At 44.4% G+C, this 18,900-nt stretch carries 12 protein-coding genes; 2 read left to right on the top strand and 10 right to left on the bottom strand.

Translation table 11 applies throughout. The features are described from left to right. Positions 1-27: 27 nt before the first annotated feature. The 3 genes from ACTSEZ_RS17705 to ACTSEZ_RS17695 all read right to left on the bottom strand — a co-directional run bounded on the left by ACTSEZ_RS17705 (position 28) and on the right by ACTSEZ_RS17695 (position 6,423). Positions 28-807 (bottom strand): SGNH/GDSL hydrolase family protein, encoded by a 780-nt coding sequence (locus ACTSEZ_RS17705; RefSeq protein WP_369735671.1) that lies wholly within the window; start codon positions 805-807, stop codon positions 28-30. A 148-nt stretch (positions 808-955) separates the two neighbouring features. Beyond that, positions 956-2,281 carry a cell wall-binding repeat-containing protein gene (locus tag ACTSEZ_RS17700; protein WP_369735670.1) on the bottom strand — a complete coding sequence of 442 codons (1,326 nt, stop codon included), beginning with the start codon at positions 2,279-2,281 and terminating at the stop codon, positions 956-958. Between the two features lie 143 nt (positions 2,282-2,424). Continuing rightward, entirely contained in the window at positions 2,425-6,423 is a 3,999-nt protein-coding gene (locus ACTSEZ_RS17695) for a leucine-rich repeat domain-containing protein (protein WP_369735668.1), read from the bottom strand. 232 nt (positions 6,424-6,655) lie between these two features. Between ACTSEZ_RS17695 and tagU the strand changes: the two genes are divergently transcribed. Beyond that, on the top strand, positions 6,656-7,600 hold the full coding sequence (gene tagU, locus ACTSEZ_RS17690) for a polyisoprenyl-teichoic acid--peptidoglycan teichoic acid transferase TagU (RefSeq protein WP_369735667.1): 945 nt from the start codon (positions 6,656-6,658) through the stop codon (positions 7,598-7,600). A 237-nt stretch (positions 7,601-7,837) separates the two neighbouring features. On the opposite strand, the gene ACTSEZ_RS17685 is transcribed toward tagU, so the two are convergent. The 5 genes from ACTSEZ_RS17685 to ACTSEZ_RS17665 all read right to left on the bottom strand — a co-directional run bounded on the left by ACTSEZ_RS17685 (position 7,838) and on the right by ACTSEZ_RS17665 (position 12,084). Next, complete coding sequence (locus ACTSEZ_RS17685) at positions 7,838-9,637, bottom strand: YecA family protein (protein ID WP_369735666.1); 1,800 nt, start codon at positions 9,635-9,637, stop codon at positions 7,838-7,840. Positions 9,638-9,752: 115 nt separating this feature from the next. Next, on the bottom strand, positions 9,753-10,016 hold the full coding sequence (locus ACTSEZ_RS17680) for a hypothetical protein (protein WP_369735664.1): 264 nt from the start codon (positions 10,014-10,016) through the stop codon (positions 9,753-9,755). 52 nt (positions 10,017-10,068) lie between these two features. Next, positions 10,069-10,860, bottom strand: a complete 792-nt coding sequence (locus ACTSEZ_RS17675; RefSeq protein ID WP_369735663.1) for a metallophosphoesterase — start codon at positions 10,858-10,860, stop codon at positions 10,069-10,071. A 100-nt stretch (positions 10,861-10,960) separates the two neighbouring features. After that, positions 10,961-11,482 (bottom strand): competence protein ComK, encoded by a 522-nt coding sequence (locus tag ACTSEZ_RS17670; RefSeq protein WP_369735662.1) that lies wholly within the window; start codon positions 11,480-11,482, stop codon positions 10,961-10,963. Between the two features lie 149 nt (positions 11,483-11,631). Continuing rightward, positions 11,632-12,084, bottom strand: coding sequence for a hypothetical protein (locus ACTSEZ_RS17665; RefSeq protein ID WP_369735661.1), 453 nt, complete (start codon positions 12,082-12,084; stop codon positions 11,632-11,634). Between the two features lie 200 nt (positions 12,085-12,284). Between ACTSEZ_RS17665 and ACTSEZ_RS17660 the strand changes: the two genes are divergently transcribed. Further along, positions 12,285-16,346, top strand: coding sequence for an Ig-like domain-containing protein (locus ACTSEZ_RS17660; RefSeq protein ID WP_369735659.1), 4,062 nt, complete (start codon positions 12,285-12,287; stop codon positions 16,344-16,346). 595 nt (positions 16,347-16,941) lie between these two features. Here the strand turns inward: ACTSEZ_RS17660 and ACTSEZ_RS17655 are convergent. Both ACTSEZ_RS17655 and ACTSEZ_RS17650 read right to left on the bottom strand, forming a co-directional pair. Then, on the bottom strand, positions 16,942-17,208 hold the full coding sequence (locus ACTSEZ_RS17655; RefSeq protein ID WP_369735658.1) for an excalibur calcium-binding domain-containing protein: 267 nt from the start codon (positions 17,206-17,208) through the stop codon (positions 16,942-16,944). Between the two features lie 122 nt (positions 17,209-17,330). Next, a complete protein-coding gene (locus ACTSEZ_RS17650) occupies positions 17,331-18,890 on the bottom strand; it encodes an FAD-dependent oxidoreductase (RefSeq protein WP_369735657.1) in 1,560 nt (519 codons plus the stop codon). Positions 18,891-18,900: the final 10 nt, after the last annotated feature.

Below are 18,900 nucleotides of genomic sequence, written 5' to 3'. Positions count from 1 at the left end.
AAAAGAAAAATAGACCCTTCTCAGGATCTATTTCTCGTTTTCGATAAAGTAGGACGCGAGATACTCTGCCCAGACTTTATTGCCCTCTACATTCGGGGCCTGCTGATCTTCTGTCAGCATCGTTTTCATTTTTTCATCTTTGCCATCCGGCCAGTTTGTCCAGTGATCGAGGTATGTAAAGTCTTTTTCTTCTGCAAACTCTTTTAAAGCGTCCACTTCTTTAGGATAGAAGGTTGCATCGAAAATGGGATGGGACGGCTGAATGTAAATGACTGCCTCCGGACTTGACTGCTTAATGTCTGAGAGAATCTCTTCAAGGTTCAGCAGCGTATTCTCAAGGCCGACATTTCCGTTGTCATTTAATGAAAAAGGCTCAAGAAGCAGGATATCCGGCTTTTTTTCGCTGATATCTTCCATATGATTTTCATTAAGAAAAGTTCTAGTAGTGCCCTCCGGATATGATAATACCTCGACGGCGAAAATGTTTTTTCCGTAAGCTGCATCAAGCTTTGACTGAAGCAGAGCCGGCCAGCCTGTGCTTTGGATCGACGTGCTCTCAGAACCGGCCGCAACCAGTTTAAGAGGCGCGCCTCCTTCTTGAGCTTTCTTTATTTTTTCTTTAAGAGGTGCGGAAAGGTTAGCCGCATACTTTTGCCATTTTGGCTGTTCTTCCTGCTTCATCTCTTCGGACTTAGCCGGGTCTTCCTGCGCTTTTACGGAACTGATTTTCTGGTTCCAGTGATGATTTCCGAGTATAAGCGCACACAAGGTCAGGATGACGACACATGCTGTAACGATTTTATTCATTTCCGTATTCCTCCAAAATATGAAAAGTACTACAATCTATCATAGTTATGCATCGGCATACCTGCAAGACTATTAAGGATATTTATGAAAATTTTACATGTTTTTGGGGATTAATCTCAATCAAAAAAGCAGTGAGTATCCTCACCGCTTAATTAATGACTTTTTTTGTGCCAAGATATCTTGGTTTAAAGTAGACGTTCTCCATCGTTGTGATGGATACGCCTTTTGATGAGCTCGCATGGATAAACTCATTGTTTCCAATGAAGATTCCGACGTGAGACGGGCCTGCTGAAACCGTTTCAAAAAAGACGAGATCTCCTTTTTGAGGAACAGCCACCACAGTGCCTGTATTCCATTGATCCTTCGTTGTTCTCGGCAGGTCAATGCCGTGCTTATTGAACACATATTCTGTGTAGCCGCTGCAGTCAAAGCCCGCGGTTGTCGTGCCGCCGTATTTATAAGGCACGCCCTGCAGAGATTTGGCTGTTTCAATCAGCTTGTCCACTGGAAAATAAATCGAGGCTAAAACGCTGTTTGAAACAGCAGCTGTTCCGCCGATGACGGTAACAGTTCCAATATTTTTAGTGTCGATTAAGTTTCCAATAGCGGTTGGCAGACTCGAAGATTTTGTTAAAAGCATCGGAATGTTCTTTTGAGCCGCATAGACAGATCCTGTAAGGGCGTCTGCATAATTTTGCCCTGAGACTACTAAGGCGTGCGACGCTGAAAAGCTTGCGAACTTAGAGGCTACTTTGGCCGATGTACCATAGCGGTCTGAGCCTGCTATGCGCTCTCCATATGGAAGCTTGGAAAAAGCAGTTCCATCCACGACGCCAGTTCCGCCGATTACGTACGATTTTGAAAATCCTTTTAAGAATGTCTGAACGGATGACGGCACGCTGCTTTTTTGAACGAGCAGAATCGGTGAGCCCTGCCTTGCTGCTATGGCAGATGCTGAAAGGCTGTCAGGATAGTTCGAGCCATTGGCTATGAATGCTTTTTTCGTTGCTGTGCCAACATGCTTGGCAATGGCAACGGACGTTTCGTAGCGGTCTGAGCCTGAAATTCGCTGAACCGTTAAACCCATTGATGTCAGCTTGCTTGCTACGGCTTTAGTGACGGCATTTTCACCGCCAAGTATGTATACGTTTTTGGCTCCCCGCTGTTTCAGCCTGACAATTTCATTGTTTACAGATGTGGGGATAGAGTCTTTCTTTGTAAGAAGGATTGGCGCTTTCAATTTATAGGCAAGCGGTCCTCCTGCCAGTGCATCCGGAAAATTGGTGCCCACGGCAATCACAATATTCGCCGTGCCATTTGGAAAGGCTTTCTTTGAAACTTCCACAGACGTCTTATACCGGTCTTCACCGGATATTCTTGTTGTCGTCCCTGCCTGAGCATGCTCCGGCTGAGAAATAAGAAAAAGCATCACTAGACTTAGACAGCTCAACAATGTAAGTGTTATTTTCTTCATACCATTCTCCTATGATGTTTTTACCCTTCTCATTATAGCACCGGAGTAATAGTCTGATAGTTTACAAGTACATTACAAATAATGGGGAAAAACGACTATAGACAGCAAAAAAACAGCATTTCTGCTGCTTTTCGACTATCTTTTTATCCTCTTTTTCGACGGGCCGCGAGGAAAGCTGCACCTGCCACCATTAAAATCGTTCCAAAGAAAACGGATTGGTACATCATAGATGCTGTCTTTGGAAGCTTGTTCTCAGCTGCGATTTCACCCGGTTTATTCGGATGATTGCTGACCGGTTCTCCTTCTTCTTGATGAGGTTTTACAGGTTCTGGTACCGAAATTTCCTCTCCCTCTTCAGACAAGGTTGTGACTTCTTTCCAGGCTGTATTGACGAACCCCCCGCTTTCACCAAAGACCTCAATATAATACGCCGTATCAGGTTCCAGTCCGGTTAACCGATAGGAAGTCTTTTCAGCAGGAAAAGGCTCGTCCCCCTGCATTTCGCCGTTAACGTAAACCGTATAGGTTCCGTCTCCTTCCAGCATGTTGTCCCATGAGAAGGAAATGGTCGTCTGCGTGACGCCGGTGATGTGTATTTCAGGGTAAAAAGAAGCTTCCGCCCAGACTTTCACACCTCGTGCCCTGAGCTCCTCCACAACAGAAGCAGCCCGGGAGCCCGGCGACAAATCAAGCGTTTCGATTCCAAACAGCGAAACCAATTCCAGGTTCTCCAAGGAAAGCAGCTGATCAATGTTTGTCAGCTTTGTCCTTTCGAAAATCACAGTTGAAAGAGATTCGAATGCTTCTATTCCAGACAGATCTTCCAGAGGATTCCCTGCAAGTTCAAGGTGCTGAAGATTCTCGAGTTTAAACGTTTTGCTGATGTTCTTAACCTGATTGTGATTAAGCTGCAGCATTTCCAGTTGGCCGAGTCCGGATAGAGCCGTCAGATCTGTGATGTTATTTTGGGACAGATCCAGATAGACGAGCTGATCGAGGCCGCTTATAAATGACAGATCCTGAAGCTGATTGTTTTTAATGGCCAGAAAAGACAGATGTGAAAGCGAATGAATCACTTTGTAGTTCTTGATCTCTGTGTTTTCGATGGATAAATCCACAAGCTTGAGTGCATTTAGCGGCTGGAGGTCAAGCTTCGTCTCATTGTTATGAATGAATAGAGACTGCAGATTTTCCGCAGATTCCAGTCCTTTCAAGCTTGTAATATCCAAATCTAATAAAAACAATTCGGTTAGCTGCGCCATATCACTTTGACGAATTTCGCGGACAAGTCCAAGCTGCTCTTTGATCAAATCAGCAAGCTTCCTGTCTTTAAAAATAACAGCAGGGCCTTGAGGAGCTGCCTCTGTTGTCTCTTCCATTGATTCACTGAAAAGAAGCTCTCCTTCTTCATCATACGCCTTAACTTCAATGTCATAGGCCGTCTCAGGTTTCAGTCCTCTGATCCAGTAGCTGTATTCATAGCCTTCCACGCGTTTTGAAGCTGTATCTCCGTTCACTAAAACTTTGAAGAAATCGATATCCTTTTCCCCAAAATAGTCCCAGCTTACTTCTATTGAATCCTCCGTCTTTCTGCTTGTATAGATGGAAAACAAGTTTCCGGAGTCATCGTATTCAACATAGACGCCTTTATCAATCAGCTGCCTGATGACCTGCCAGGCTTCCGATCCTTCTGAAAGGTCGAGCGTTTTCATGCTGAAAAGAAGAACCGTCACCAGCGAATCCATGGACAGCAATGGTTCAATCTTTTTCACAGAAGTCATCGACAGATCTGCAAATTGAAGATGTCTTAAAACAGTGAGCGGCTCAATGTCTGTGATTGGATTGTCCTCAAGACTGAGCTCAGTGAGGTTTTGAACTTTTTCAATCCCTTTAAGCGAGGACAGCTTATTTCCGTTTAAATAGAGAGCTGACAGTTTTTCGCTTGCAGGTATGGCTGTAAGATCAGCAATCCCGTTGTATGCGAGGCTTAGCCCCGTTAAGTCTTTCAACCCAGCAAGTGCTGAAACGTTCTTGATTCCCGTGTTGGACAAATTGAGAACCTGCAGATTTTTCATTTTGATGATGGAAGACAGATCTTCCAGACGGTTGTCCTCAAGATGCAGCGACGTGAGGCTCAGAGACTCAATCGGTTTAACCGTTTTTATCCCATTGCCGGATAAGACAAGGACTTTAAGGTTCTTTGCACTCTCGAGCCCAGTCAGGTCACTAATTCCCTCACCTGTCAGATCGAGTTCTGTCAGAGTTTCCATATCACTTTCATAAATGTCGCGCTTTAAACCGAAATGGGTTTTCATTGCGGTTCTCAAGTTCGCATCGGGAAAAACGGCTTTTTCTCCGGAAGGCGTTTTTAGAGTTGTGAAAAAACCGCTGTCAAATCCGGTCATTACGCCATCTTGCTCAAAAGCCTTTATGGAGTAGGAGTACACGGTTTCAGGCTTCAGACCCGCCGTCTCATAGTTGATGACACGTCCTTCTTTTTCGGTTTTTTGAGTGATTCCGTCAACCGTAATTTCGTAATAAGCAGGAATGTCATCTCCCTCATATTCCCACTCAAATGCAGCACTCCTATCCCCCGGCTTTACATGGACGAGATGGATGTTCAGACTGTCGTCATAAATGATCTCAAGATTGTCGCGAAACTGCTGGAGCTCATCTTTCACCTTTAAGTAAACCTCTCCGTACAAGATGATTTTTTTAAGAGATGTCAGTATTTGGAGCGGCTGAATCGTTTTAACTGGAGTGTAGGAAAGATTGATTTCTTCCAGTTGAGAGAGCGAGCTGAGGGAAGAAACACTTTTCACATTGGTGAAACTAAGATCCAGCACCTTGAGCTTCGTCAGATTCTGGATGTTTTTCGTGTCCTTAAAAGAAGAATCTGCAAGCACAAGACTCTTCAGATTCACGAGGTCATTAAGAGGAAAATAATCGACTGACCCCGTCATTGAAAGATCCAAATACTCAAGATTTGTCAGCAGTCTCAATGGTTCTATGCTCCTCAGGCTGTTGCCTGCAAGCTCCAGATGCTGTAGATTCACCGCATGATGGAGACCTGTCAGATCTTTGATCTCATAAGCTGATGCATTCAAATACGTCAGCTTCTCGAGATCGCTTTCCGTCACATCGCGCTGAATCCGCAGCTGGTCCTTCACCGCACGTTTGAGTGCACTGTCTTTAAATTGGACTGTTTGACCGTTTGCCGCTTCCTTTGTTTTTCCTTTTACAAAAGATTCATTCAGCTTCTTTCCGTTTCTGTCAAACGCAGTGACTTTCACTTCATATTCTGCCGCAGGTTTTAAGTCTGAAAATTGGTACTCTGTTTCTTTCGTTTTTTCAAGCATCAGCTTCCCGTTAAGATACACATCAAAGAAGGCAGCACCATCTAAAAACCAGCTTGTTTCAAAAGTGGTGTCATTGACGGGATAAAAGAATACCGTGTAGGCAGGCTTTTTTTCTGACTCTGTTCTCACGTGCACTTCCCTGCTGTCAATCAGCTTCTCGTCAACAATAATTTTAAGTGTAAATGAATAGTCCGTATCAGGCTCCAAGTCTTTAAAGATGTGTTCGCCGGCATCCGAATAGCTTCCAGCGAATGTTCCGGATTGATAGAGCTGATAGACTGCTTTCCCGCTGCTTTTATAAGCAGGCCAGGAAACGGCAATACTTGTCCCCTCTGCACGGGCATGCAGCAGAAATCCCTCATCTGCCGGATCTGCAGGATCAACAGGAGTCACCGGTCCGCCATTTTCTTTTTGATGGACAATCGTTATAGGTTCTGTTTGAACCATTGCATCATTTTCAAGCTTAATGGAATACGTATAGACCTCTTTTTCTGCAGTATTTGTGTCCAAGTATTCATACGTTCGTGCAGCTGAACCGTCTCTGTTTATCAGTTCATCTGCAAGTGCGGCCTCAATCTTTTGTTCCGCGCCATTTTTCACAAGAAGGAAAGACTGCGGATCATTTGAAGCCGAGGTCACCGTCCACACCAGCCTTATTCCGTTTTCTTTGTTTGTATAGGAATGAAAGGCGATTTGTGTTCCCGTTTCAGCTGCCGCCGCGTAAGGCAAGACCATGGTTATAAGCAAAAGTAGAGTCATGAGGACCGACAGCATCTTTTTCATCGTAAAATATTTTCCCCCTGGTTTTTATCAACATATTAAATCCATTATAGATATGGCCGATAATAAAGTATATTTGATTCACAAGACAAAAATCTACAAATTTATGAAACTTAAGGCTTAAACACTACGTCATATTCTTGGAACCTCTTAATTTTACAAAAAAAGTATTGTTTCCATGATACGGCAAAAATATAATGTGTATAGGCAATTACTTCTATTAAAGGATGAGACGATGAGAGAACAAAAACACAAAAAGCGCAAATGGCTCTGGATTACCCTAAGCATCATTGGTCTGCTCGTACTGGGTACCGGTGGCTACGCCTTCTATTTGTATAAAACAGCAACCGATACGGTGGCAAAAATTCAGGAAAACATCGGCAGGGAGAAATCCGAAAAACGCCCTCAGGCAGTTGCATTTAAAGAAAAAGACCCGATCTCCATCCTGCTTATGGGCGTGGATGAGCGAAAAGGAGACCGCGGACGTTCCGACTCTCTGATTCTTTTAACCGTGAATCCGAACAAAAAATCCATGAACATGGTCAGCATCCCGCGTGACACCCGCACCGAAATTATCGGAAAAGGCAAAGAAGACAAAATCAACCATGCATACGCCTTCGGCGGAACGGAAATGGCCATCGATACAGTCGAGCATTTCCTTGACGTACCTGTCGACTACTTTGTAAAAGTGAACATGGAGAGCTTTAAAGACATCGTTGATGCAGTAGGCGGAGTGGAAGTAAATAATGATCTGTATTTTGAATATGACGGCAAGACGTTTAATGAAGGCCTCATTCAATTAGACGGTGCAGAGGCACTAAGCTACTCAAGAATGCGCTATGAGGATGATCGGGGCGACTTCGGCCGCCAGCTGCGCCAGCGCCAGGTCATTGAAGCCGTTATCGCAAAAGGAGCAAACATCTCCTCCATCTCCAAATTCGGCGAGATGTTTAAAATCGTTGAAAACAACGTCAAAACGAACCTCGGAATGGACGAAATGTGGAGCATCCAGGAGAACTACAAAGATGCACGCAATTCTATGGAACAGCACCAAATCAAAGGCACCAGCGACACGATTGGCGGAATCTACTATTACATCATTCCTGAAGAAGAGCGTACAGCCTTATCAAACCAGTTGAAAGAGCATTTGGAGCTGTCTGGGTCGACTGCTTCGAACTAATAAGAGAACAAACCTCAAGTTAAATTGGGGTTTGTTTTTTTTTTGCAGTTTTGGAGGGCGGCTGATTATCTTTGGAAACAGAAGAGGATGGTTCTTAGAAAAACCCCGGCAGCTGCAAAAACTGGTTTGAATTGTTAGAGGCTGGCGCCAGCCCTTTTTGCAGCGTTTCAATACTAAAAATTCTATTTAAGAACTAAAAAACCGGCTTCCCTAAGGAAAACCGGCTTCACCCTTGCATTATTCAGACATCCACTCAACCAGTTCCGGATGATTGGACCAGACAAATCCATATTCCATGAAGTACTCGACCGCTTCAGACTCTTGTCCGAATTCCTCCGGCTCTTTAGGCAGCTTTCGCTTGCCGGCCAGAACATCGTAGATGACCGGATTCACGTTTTTCGCCTTTTGAGCAAGTCTTTCAACCGCAGAAGTCATTCCTTTTAACGCGAATTCCACAAGCAGCATGTTGTAGGCGCCTGCCGCAAAGTCGGTCTCATCGAATTTCTCAAGAAGCGCTTTGGCTTTTTTGTGCTCACCTGCATCCATGTACATGACAAACAGCGTATAGCGCACGCCCTGACTGTCCATCTCGTTCAGCTCTAGCAGCTCCTCGCACTGTTTGATTGCTTCGGCCAGGTTGCCCATTGCCGCTTCAAGAATCGCATAGTTGAACTTAGAGCGCATATAAGGCCGCGTTTCGATCAATCCCCAGAACATGCCTTTATCCCGCTTGAAGATCTCCTTGCCGAGGTCCGCCTCGCCGGCTTCCATTCCCTGTTTATAAAGCTCAAGCTGCTTGGCAGGATCACTCTCTGCCTCTCCCAGCATATTGAAGGCATCAGGGTGGAACGGGTAGATCTCCATCGCCTGTTTGGCAAGTTTTACTCTTTGCTGCGGAGAACTCTCCATCGCTTCATAAATAAGTTCCTGCGCACGCGCGCGGTCTGCATCGCTATACTTCTTCGCATCACCTTTTTCGGACACAGTGATGCTGTCCTTAGTGAGGTCCGCCTCAAGCTCAGCTTTTATTTCTTTGTATACCTTTGAAAGAGAGCTTGTGCTGACTTCGTAAAGCTCGGCGATTTTTTTCTGAGTCATTCCCTGTTTGTGCATATGTTTTTCAACGAAATAATGCATACCTGCTGAGTAAATGACTTCTTTTTTGATTGACGGCTTTACTTTGTGAAGATATTTATGCATCAAAGCAAATGCCTTTTCGGCAGCTTCTGCTGGAACATGGGCTTTTAGAAGATTTCTTTGCATTTTTAATGCAGCATTTTCGTACAACGGTTCATCCCAAACCAGCTCTACTTCTTCTACCTGGGGCACCTCTTCTACCTCAGACTCTTCATCCACAGGCTCCGTCAGCATGGAGATCAGCATTTCCGGGAACTGATCCGCCATGAACGCGCCGATGTCATCGAACGTGCTCTCTTCAAAGAGCTTGAGCGTCAGTTTTTTATTAAACTCCGTCTGCGCTTCTTCAAATTCAAGCTGCATCATGAAATACGTGTAGTAGTCTCCGAATGGCAGCAGATACCCGAAAAGCATTGCGCCGGATTTAAAGGAATGGGTTCCCTCGTCCACGCGCACATCTTTTACTTCATCTGTAAACAGATCTTTCACTGTGTAGCTTTCATCGTCTGTCACATGTTCCACGACAGAAAACGTCGGAACAGCGCCAGCCCATTTTTCCAGCTGGGCCATCGTTACCGGTCTCACATTTTCGCGGCGTTTTTTCTCAATAAAGGCTTCTAAGATAGTCCCGTTTCCAACATTCACTGAGAAAACAGCCCAGACAAGGAGTGAACCGTAAATCTGCTGATCCTCGCCTGTGTTAAACTTGCGCATCTTCTCTTTGACAGCCTTGTCCATTTCTCTTGAATAGACAGAGGAGGCGAACTGCATCAGCTCTCCCTGCATCTTTTCAAGATCAGCATGACGAATCGCTTCAATCGACGTCACTTTATTCATACAGCATTTTTTATATTTTTTTCCGCTGCCGCAATGGCACGCGTCATTTCTTCCAATATCCATTTGTAAACTCCTTTAAATCCTTATTCCCTCATCTATTGTGCCAGTTATCGGGGAATAATTCAACGAGCATGAAAAAACCGCAGACTGAGTTCTGCGGTTTTGTACATCAAGCAGTTTAACCAACTTGATCTGATTTTTTATAAATATACATGCTTTGATCTTCACCGTATGCAAAATGAATGTCATGTCCGACGCGGTTCAGTGTCGGGATGAGCGTATTGTGATACTCTTCCTCTTTAATATCATTAAAATAAAGCCTGAGCGCTTCTGCACATTCGGAGTCTGTCAGAGTTAAATCCTCAAAGCAGGCGCGGAGAAAGTTTTTGTTCAGGATGAAATATTCATGTACATCATAAAGAATATGGTCCAGATTAGACAAAGGATTCACTCCCTAAAAAGAATTACTCTAATTATGGACAACTTTTTGAAGTTTATACATGCTTTCCTTCTTTCCGTAAATCAACAAGCGTCATTTCACTCCGCACCCCGAACCTCAGATTCCAGTGCGCCTGGCCGATTCCTTTTGAAATGTACAAATAACGGCCGCCCACTTCATGAAATCCTTTATAAATTCCGCGCTTTGCAAGCTCTCCTTTAGAGATGAACTTGAAAAAAAGCGGAATATTAAATTGTTTTCCGTGAAGATGCCCGGATAACATCAAATCAAAGGGTTTACCCACTTTTTCAAGGTCGTTTGGATCGTGGCACAAAACAATTCCCGGTTTATCTGATACTACATTTGAAAAAGCTTTTTCCACACCAAACTCGTCTTCCCTGTAAAAATCCAGACCTATTAATGAAAAGTCCTCAAGCTCAATGGACTCATTAATCAGCACATGCACTCCTTTTTCCTGAAGCCATTCCCGCAGCAGAAGACTCAAATGAAATGTCCGGTAGTCATGATTTCCAAAAACCGCATAAACAGGAATGCCTTGCTCTTTAAAAGCTGTGAGGTACGCCTCAAGGCGCGGAATGTACCTTTCCCGAGCTGTAAAATCACCGGTGATAAAAACATAATCAGGTTTTTCACGCTTTAAAACGTCCCTGATTTTACTTGAAGGAATTCTGTTTCTTTCAATATGAATGTCCGACAAATGAAGAATTTTTTTATTAATCCCGAGCGGTACGTTCACTCTTTCAACCTTCAGCCATTTTGTCGGCACAACGAACAATAAGTAAAACACCCCTGTGCATCCAGCAAGGAACCAAATGAATTCCGCCATACGATCCCCCATTTTTTCTATTTCCTACAGTTTACTAAAGGACGCCGGAAATTAGTATTAAAAAACAGCCAAGTTCCATCAGGAACCCGGCTGCAGCATGTTAATATACGTCGTATCCTTCATAAGACTCTGCCACATACACAGGCAGTTCCCACATTTCCTCCTGCCTGTCGAGATAATTCAGGACAAGCTGCTGGGCATGTCCAGATTTCAGCTGAAAGCTTTCCACACTGCCATGAATTTCGATTTGCTCTCTGTTTTGAAATTCAATCATTGTTTTGCTGCCCTTCAGAAAAGGCTTTTTTGCATATCGGTAGGAAATCCACATGCAGTCCTCATGGTCCGGCGACAGCGTCGGCAGCATGCAGATCCGGTAGCCCGGAGACAGGCAAATCGGGAGCATTTTCTTGCCCGGCAGGATCAGCTTTGCGGCATCCACCATCCCCTGATATGAAGCACCTGCATGAACACAGCTGCGCTCCATTATCGCTCGTGGAGACATTTTGATCATTCTTTTTTTGTACAGTTCATGAACAATCGTCCAGCGTTCTCCTCTCTCAGAATAAATCGGCTTTAATACCATCGTTTCTCTCCAAACTGTATAGCTTTCTTCAGCAAGCATTCTCTCCACCTCTTTTTAATTTATCTAATATTTTCCACCCTCCTGTTTATCATACAAAATATCGCTTTAGTAGGTAATATTAACCATTAAAAATTTACTATATTAAAACAATTCTTTACAATCAATATAAAAGACCTCAACTAGAGGCCTCATTCAAACTCCCACACAATCTTCCAATCTCCTTTTTCCTTCACCGCATACACATTCTGCCTGACATCAAACGTGCCGAACTTGCTTTTAAACGTCTGCCTGACCTGAACAAGGCGCGCCTCATTAAATACCGGGGCGCCCTTCGCCATCCTCCATCTCCTGACTTTCTTCTGCTTCTCAATCTCAAACGTAAACGTGGACACCCCATAATGACTCATATAAATATGAGATCGCTCCGTTACATACGCATTTTTCGTAAACCGATCCTTCATCAGAGGATGAAACAGCTCCCAGGCATCTCCGAAGTTCCCGTTCTGCTCCATCCTGTAAAAATCCTGCACTGCCTCCTCCGGCGATAAAGGAGAAAACAAGTGAAACACACCGTAAATTAACAACCCTGCCGCACAGACAAGCAGCAGGGGAATAACCGGCCATTGCCTTCGTCTTCGCATTGGGGACGTACCTCCTGTGGATGCTAAGACAAGTTTATGAAGGAATGCGATCAAAAAGAACGTTTCCCCATTTTTCGACAATTGTCGAAAACTTTTGTCCTATAACTGCGGCCATTCAGAGGAAATATATAGTAAAATACTGAAGTCGAACTAGTATTTTATAACTATATCAAATCACCTATTTTCGAGGAGAAGAAACCATGAGAAAAATCATATTATTGTTAATGATTACTTGCCTTATTTCCGGTTCTCTGACCGGCTTTGCCGAAGAAACGAAAACTGGCAAAGAGGTAACATCGAACTTAACGGCTGATCAAAAGCCAAAACAGGAGATTTCTGCCGAAAAGGATGCCTTTTACCAGCCTGATGATTACCCCCTTGTTGGAGAGAACCAATACATCGGCACCCTGATTGACAGCTTAAATGCTTATCATTACCTTACATTCGGTTCTCTGACGGACGATTCAGATGAGATGATGAAGCTGTCTCTTACATATCTAGCTGGATCATCTACTAAAGAGGGCTTGCTTACACTTGAGTTTTTCAGGGACGATAACGGAACGTTAACCTACTTGACTCAATCAACCTATTCAACCTCGTGGTTCAACAATGCTACCCTAAGCCTTGAGCTGCCAAAATATCTTTATGAAGGCGAGCCATATATTTATGTGCGGGCAGGAACATCGGCCTCACAATATGATACATACTACTCAGACACACTGAAATTTAAAGCTTTAAATCCTGATTTTACCGAGGAGCCTCAGTCTGGCCAATATGCCATCATAAGCAATGAATCTTACAATGCCGAAGATACACAGCCTTCAGGAACCTTTCAGGTAAACAATGAAAACTATACATTCGACAAAAAGCTGAAGCCTGAAGTGTATCAAATGGATGCAGATATTCCGTTTAATCCTGAGGCGCATAAGAACAAGCTCTTTTCAAAAAAGCAGGCAGAGCAATTGCCGAACTATCAGACAGGAGACCAGAAAAATTTTTGGGTATCTGATTTCAGAACGAACGGAACTTATCAGCTTAATGCCACACTTATGCACAGCGGTTCAAAAACGAACATCTGGGTAAATGATCATCAAATTACCGCCGGTGATGCAGAAAAGCTTTCGAAAGAGTTCGACAGCAGCATCCATCCAACTGTAGTAAATCATTTTGCTGAGGAATCGGATGTAGACAATGATGGAAAGATTAACATCCTTGTTTTTGACATTCAAGATGGATTTTCAGGCAGCGGCGGCTATATTGCCGGGTACTTCCATGCAAAAGACCTTTATAACATGTCAGAGTCCAACCAGTCTGAAATCTTTTATATTGATTCATACCCTCTAATGGGATCAGGATCAGAAAAATCGGTTGAAGAATCATATTCCACGCTTGCACATGAATTTCAGCACATGGTCAACTTCAATCAAAATGTATTTATTGAAGGAAACTATTCCAATATGGATACATGGCTGAACGAGGCGTTATCAATGGCAGCCGAACAGATCTATACAGGCGAAGCACTAACCAGCCGGATCAATTACTACAATGCTTCAAATTCAATTAAAAATGGACATTCCCTTCTATATTGGGACTATTCCGGAGATACTCTCTCAAACTATTCGCTTTCCTACTTGTTCGGTCAATACCTCAGAGTCCAGGCAAATCAGGGGAACGGAATTTTTAAAGAAGTATTAAAAAATACAAACAATGACTATCTGGCGGTTGAACAAGCCATTCAAAAATATATGGATCCGAGCCTGAATTTTGGAACATTTATGACAAATTTCCGTGCTGCCCTTCTTTTAAAGAACAAAACAGGACCATACGGCTTTAAAGGAGAGTCTGCTTTTGACGCCCTTTCTGAACGTTTATACACAGGCTCCTACACATACTTAAGAGGCGGCGGAGCTGTTGTAAAAAAATCAGATTCAACTGTCGTTCCTGCAGATAAAGGAGCCGATGTCACTTATACATTCGTCGGCCCTGAGGATACTGCCGCTCCATCTGCACCTGCAGTCAACCTTGTATCTGACCACGACAATGCCGTGACAGGATCAACTGAACCAAATACCATGGTTTATGTAAAAAAAGGCTCAGAAACGCTCGGATCCAGCCCCGCAGACGATAACGGAGACTTCACTGTCGGCATTCAGGTACAGCAAGCAGGTACAGAACTAAAAATCTATGCAGAGGACAGTGCCGGAAACAAAAGTGCTGAGACCTCTGTAACTGTTCAGGACTGGACGGCTCCCGGCAAGCCTGACGTTCAGCCGGTCTCAGACAATCAAACCGCTGTTACCGGAAAGGCGGAAAAAGGCTCCAAGGTTTATGTAAAAAAGGGTGAAACCGTGATTGGCAATGCTTCAGCTTCAGGCTCAGGCACATTCAGCGTAACAATCGCAAAACAGACTGCTGGCACAACGCTCGCCATCTATGCAGAAGATGCTGCAGGCAACCGCAGTGAAGAAGCATCAATTAAGGTCTTGGATAAAACCGCTCCACAAGCTCCGTCCGTTCAGCCAGTCGGCGATCACCAAACAGCCGTTACTGGTAAAACAGAAAGCGGTGCAACGGTTACAGTTAAAAAAGGAACAGCTGTACTTGGCGAAAACAAAGCTGCAGCTAATGGGGACTTCAGTGTCACTATCCAAAGCAAACAGACTGCAGGCACAGTTCTTACTGTCTATGCAAAAGATGCTGCAGGAAACCAAAGCCCTGCAGCTTCAGTAACAGTCTCAGACAAAACAGCTCCTGCTAAGCCTTCTGTCAATCCGGTTGGAGATAATCAGACGGTTGTCACAGGAAAAACAGAGGCAGGTGCCACGATCACTGTAAAAAATGGATCAGCAGCAGTTGGAGATGGAAAAACTGCAGCTAACGGCGATTTCTCAGTTACCATTCAAACGAAACAGACTGCCGGCACAACCCTTTCTGTTTACGCGAAAGATGCTGAAGGGAATCAAAGTTCTGCAAGCACGGTGATCGTTTCAGATCAGACAGCACCAGCTAAGCCATCTGTTAACCCGGTTGGAGACAATCAGACGGCCGTTACAGGCAAAGCGGAAGCAGGTTCCACCATCACAGTCAAAAAAGGTACTGTCAATCTGGGTGAAGGGAAAGCGGCAGCTAACGGCGATTTTGCCGTTGCTATTCAAGCAAAGCAGCCTGCAGGAACCATTCTCACAATCTCTGCCAAAGACACTGCAGGAAATCAAAGTGCCGCCTACACACTAACAGTCACAGATAAAACAGCTCCTGCAAAACCAGCCGTTAACCCTGTTGGAGACAATCAGCCTATTGTGACTGGAAAAACAGAAGGAGGTGCAGCTGTTCTCATCAAAAAAGGAACAGCAGCACTCGCAGAAGGAAAAGCTGCAGCTAACGGCGATTTCACACTTGATCTGAAATCTCTGCAAACTGCGGGAACCGTACTTTCTGTCATCGCAAAAGATGCAGCAGGAAACCAAAGTGAACCTGTTTCCATTACCGTTCTGGACAAAACAGCCCCAGCTAGACCTGCTGTGGATCCAGTTGAAGAAAATCAGACAATGGTCACCGGAAAAGCAGAAGCAAACGCCGTCATCACTGTGAAAAAGAACGACATACTGCTCGGTGAAGCCAAAACAGACGGCACAGGAAAGTTCAAAGTGGACATCAAATCCGGACAGACATCCGGCACGACGTTATCCATCTCAGCTAAAGACACAGCAGGAAACCAAAGTGCTACGACCTTAATCCAGGTCATTAAAAACACAGTACCTGCCAAACCAGTTCTTGAGCCAGTCTCAGACAACAGTACAGTCATTAAAGGAAAAACAAGCCCGAATGCAACTGTTTTTATCAAGACGACTATCCGTGCTGCAGTCATCGGAAAAGCTAAAGCCGACAGCACCGGTCAATTTACGGTCACGCTCTCTGCAAAACCAGAAGCAGGAAAACCTCTGTTCATTTATTCTGTAAGTGAACAAGGCAAAAGAAGCCCGCTCACAAAAATAAAAGTAGCAGACAAAACCGCACCGTCAGCGCCAACTGTCAAAAAACTATCAAGCAGATCCAAATTTGTTTCAGGCAAATCGGAACAGGGTGCAACAGTCTATGTCTACAAAGATCAAACACTGCTCGGAAAACAAAAAGTTACCCACCGAACTGGAGTATACAGAGTGAAGATCAGCAGCCAGAAAAAAGGCACTGTTCTAAGCGTTCATGCCATTGATGCTGCCGGCAATAAAGGCAGCAAGAAAGAAGTAACGGTTTTGCGATAAGAATACGAAAAGGGTGTCCCGGGGAGTTGCTTCCGGGACACCTTTTTTGGTTGGAATAGGAGCAGCTGGATTTTTTTCATCATGGTCCAGCTACCTACCTTAATTATATTCAGTGACATCAACTGCGGCGGCTCTCTCTGTTGATGGTTCTTATCTTACATATAAGTGCCATCAACTACTTGAGCACAACCGGTTGATGGTTCTACTTTTTCTTTTTAGTACCATCAACAGCTTACTTTTAACGCTTGATGGTTCTATTACCGCTTATCAGTGCCCTCAACAGCTTACTTTCAAAGCTTGATGGTTCTTTTACCGCTTATCAGTGCCCTCAACAGCTTACTTTCAAAGCTTGATGGTTCTTTTACCGCTTATCAGTGCCCTCAACAGCTTACTTTCAAAGCTTGATGGTTCTTTTACCGCTTATCAGTGCCCTCAACAGCTTACTTTCAAAGCTTGATGGTTCTTTTACCGCTTATCAGTGCCCTCAACAGCTTACTTTTCAAAGCTTGATGGTTCTTTTACTTCCAGCTTACAACCCCTTCAAGCGCCACAAAAAAAGATGCACCATTTCCGGCGCACCTTTTCTTTCACTCTATTATTTTTCACAAGCAATCAAATCTTTATCTCGATCACTCTTTTTGTTGGCTTCATATAAATCTTTTGAAACATGGGGCTTATACTTTGTTTTGCCGCCTTTGTTTTTTACGCTTGAAGACTTGGCCACTCCGCCTTTGTAGTCTTTGTTAAGCTCCGTGCAGTTCTTGTACGTTTTCACTTTCGCTTTCGCTTCTGCTGAATCCGGTGCAGCGGAAACGCCTAATGCCAATCCAATAGATAGAGTTACAGCTAAAAATCGCTTCATATGTAGTTATTTCCTCTCATGTCTTTTTCCTTATAATAAGGGATAAATTGTATTTATACAATACAAAATTTAATTTTATCTAATGAGGAAAAATAGGAGAGAAGCAGCAGCTAAACTACTAATCAGATTGCCCCTACCTCCGGCCAATGCAGCACAATCCCATTCTTCTCAAGCATAGATTGATAGCTTCTCAGCAAATCTTCCTGCTCTAAAACCTCCTTAGGCGTCACATTGTGATTAGCTGCAAATGCTGCAAGATAGCCTGCGCTTTCACCGATATTCCATTCAACGGGATGAACCCTGAAGCATCCGTTTGTCAGATGTGTTGTGCCGATGTTTTTACAGGCAGGAAGCAGGTTTTTTAGCCTGACAGGAATTAGCGAACCTAGCGGGATTTCAAACGGAAAGCTTTCTGCGTAGAATAAGGTATTTGTTTCAATGGTCGGATGGAGGTCAATCCGGTAACAGCCGATGCCGACGCTGTCTTTTACTTTTTTGATGGAGTCCCGCAGATTTGCATTGATATCTTCTTCCACTACAGTGTGAATAGCTTTGATCCGGCGAGATTCCCGGATATACGGAAATTTTGCAAATCCGTCATCCGTTCCAAGCACATCACCTCGGAGCCGCAGTCCCGGATACCCTTTGCCGCCATCCCGCCTTGGAGCCTCTGTCTGCAGCCAATATAAGAGCGAGTAGCCGAGCTGCTTGGACTGATACAGATGCTTTTCTTTCTCATCTGCGTCCACATCAATAATGGAACCGAGCCAATAGTCGTTTTGCGGCCAGTTAATGAGAGAAATATCGCCCTCATAAAGCCCTTGATAGAATGATTGATCCGCAATTCTCCGGTAATCCCACAGCCCCCATGAATCTTCGTGAGAGAACATCTTAAATTCCTTTGAGCTGCCTGTATGAGCATCCGGAATAAACCAGCTCAGCTGCTTATGCTTCAAAAAGGGAGCCTGATACTCCTTCCAGAATTCATACTGAGGCGGCTTTTCAATGGTGAAATCCTCTCCCTCAATGTGCTCAAGAGCAAAGACAAACGTAAAGGACTGCATATCCTGCGGACGGCTTACTTCTCCTGCATGCTCCTCTCCCGTATCCGCTCGTGACTCTGCACCGGTTACGTATTCCGCACCTGTGAGGGGAAGCAAATCTCCGCATTCTGTTGCATCGATGAAAAAAGGTCCTTTTAACAAAATACGTTCACCCGTTCCAGTCTTTTCGACCGTCACAGACTGAATCACATCGTTTTCAACCTCTGCACGAACAGGCACGGCTGAATAGAAAACCGAAATCCGTCCGCTGTTCACATATGGTGAAAGCATCTCGTTCAAAATACTCAAAGCCACCTTTGGCTCATGCGACAGCCTGCTGACCCAGGCATTCCCGGGATTAAGGGCAGGATTTTCTTTTTCTTCCTGCTTCAATGGATAGTTATTGCGGTAATACTCCCGTACACGATTACGGAACTCCCTGTAGGTTTGCGTGCAGCCAAACTGTTCAATCCACGGGTGCTCATCAGGAGGAACAGCCTGGCTCGTCAGCTGGCCCCCAAGCCAGTCTGTTTCTTCCGTTAAAATCACCTTCTTGCCCGATTTGGCTGCTGAGAATGCGGCAAGCGTTCCGCCGAGGCCCCCGCCAATAATGATGATATCCGCCTTCATTTCCGTCATGGCTGTTTCC

It is taken from the genome of Metabacillus mesotrionivorans, from assembly GCF_052171315.1.
Lineage (GTDB): Bacteria > Bacillota > Bacilli > Bacillales > Bacillaceae > Bacillus_P.
Note: the sequence above shows the minus strand (reverse complement) of the source record. Positions and strands in the feature narration are given on the sequence as shown.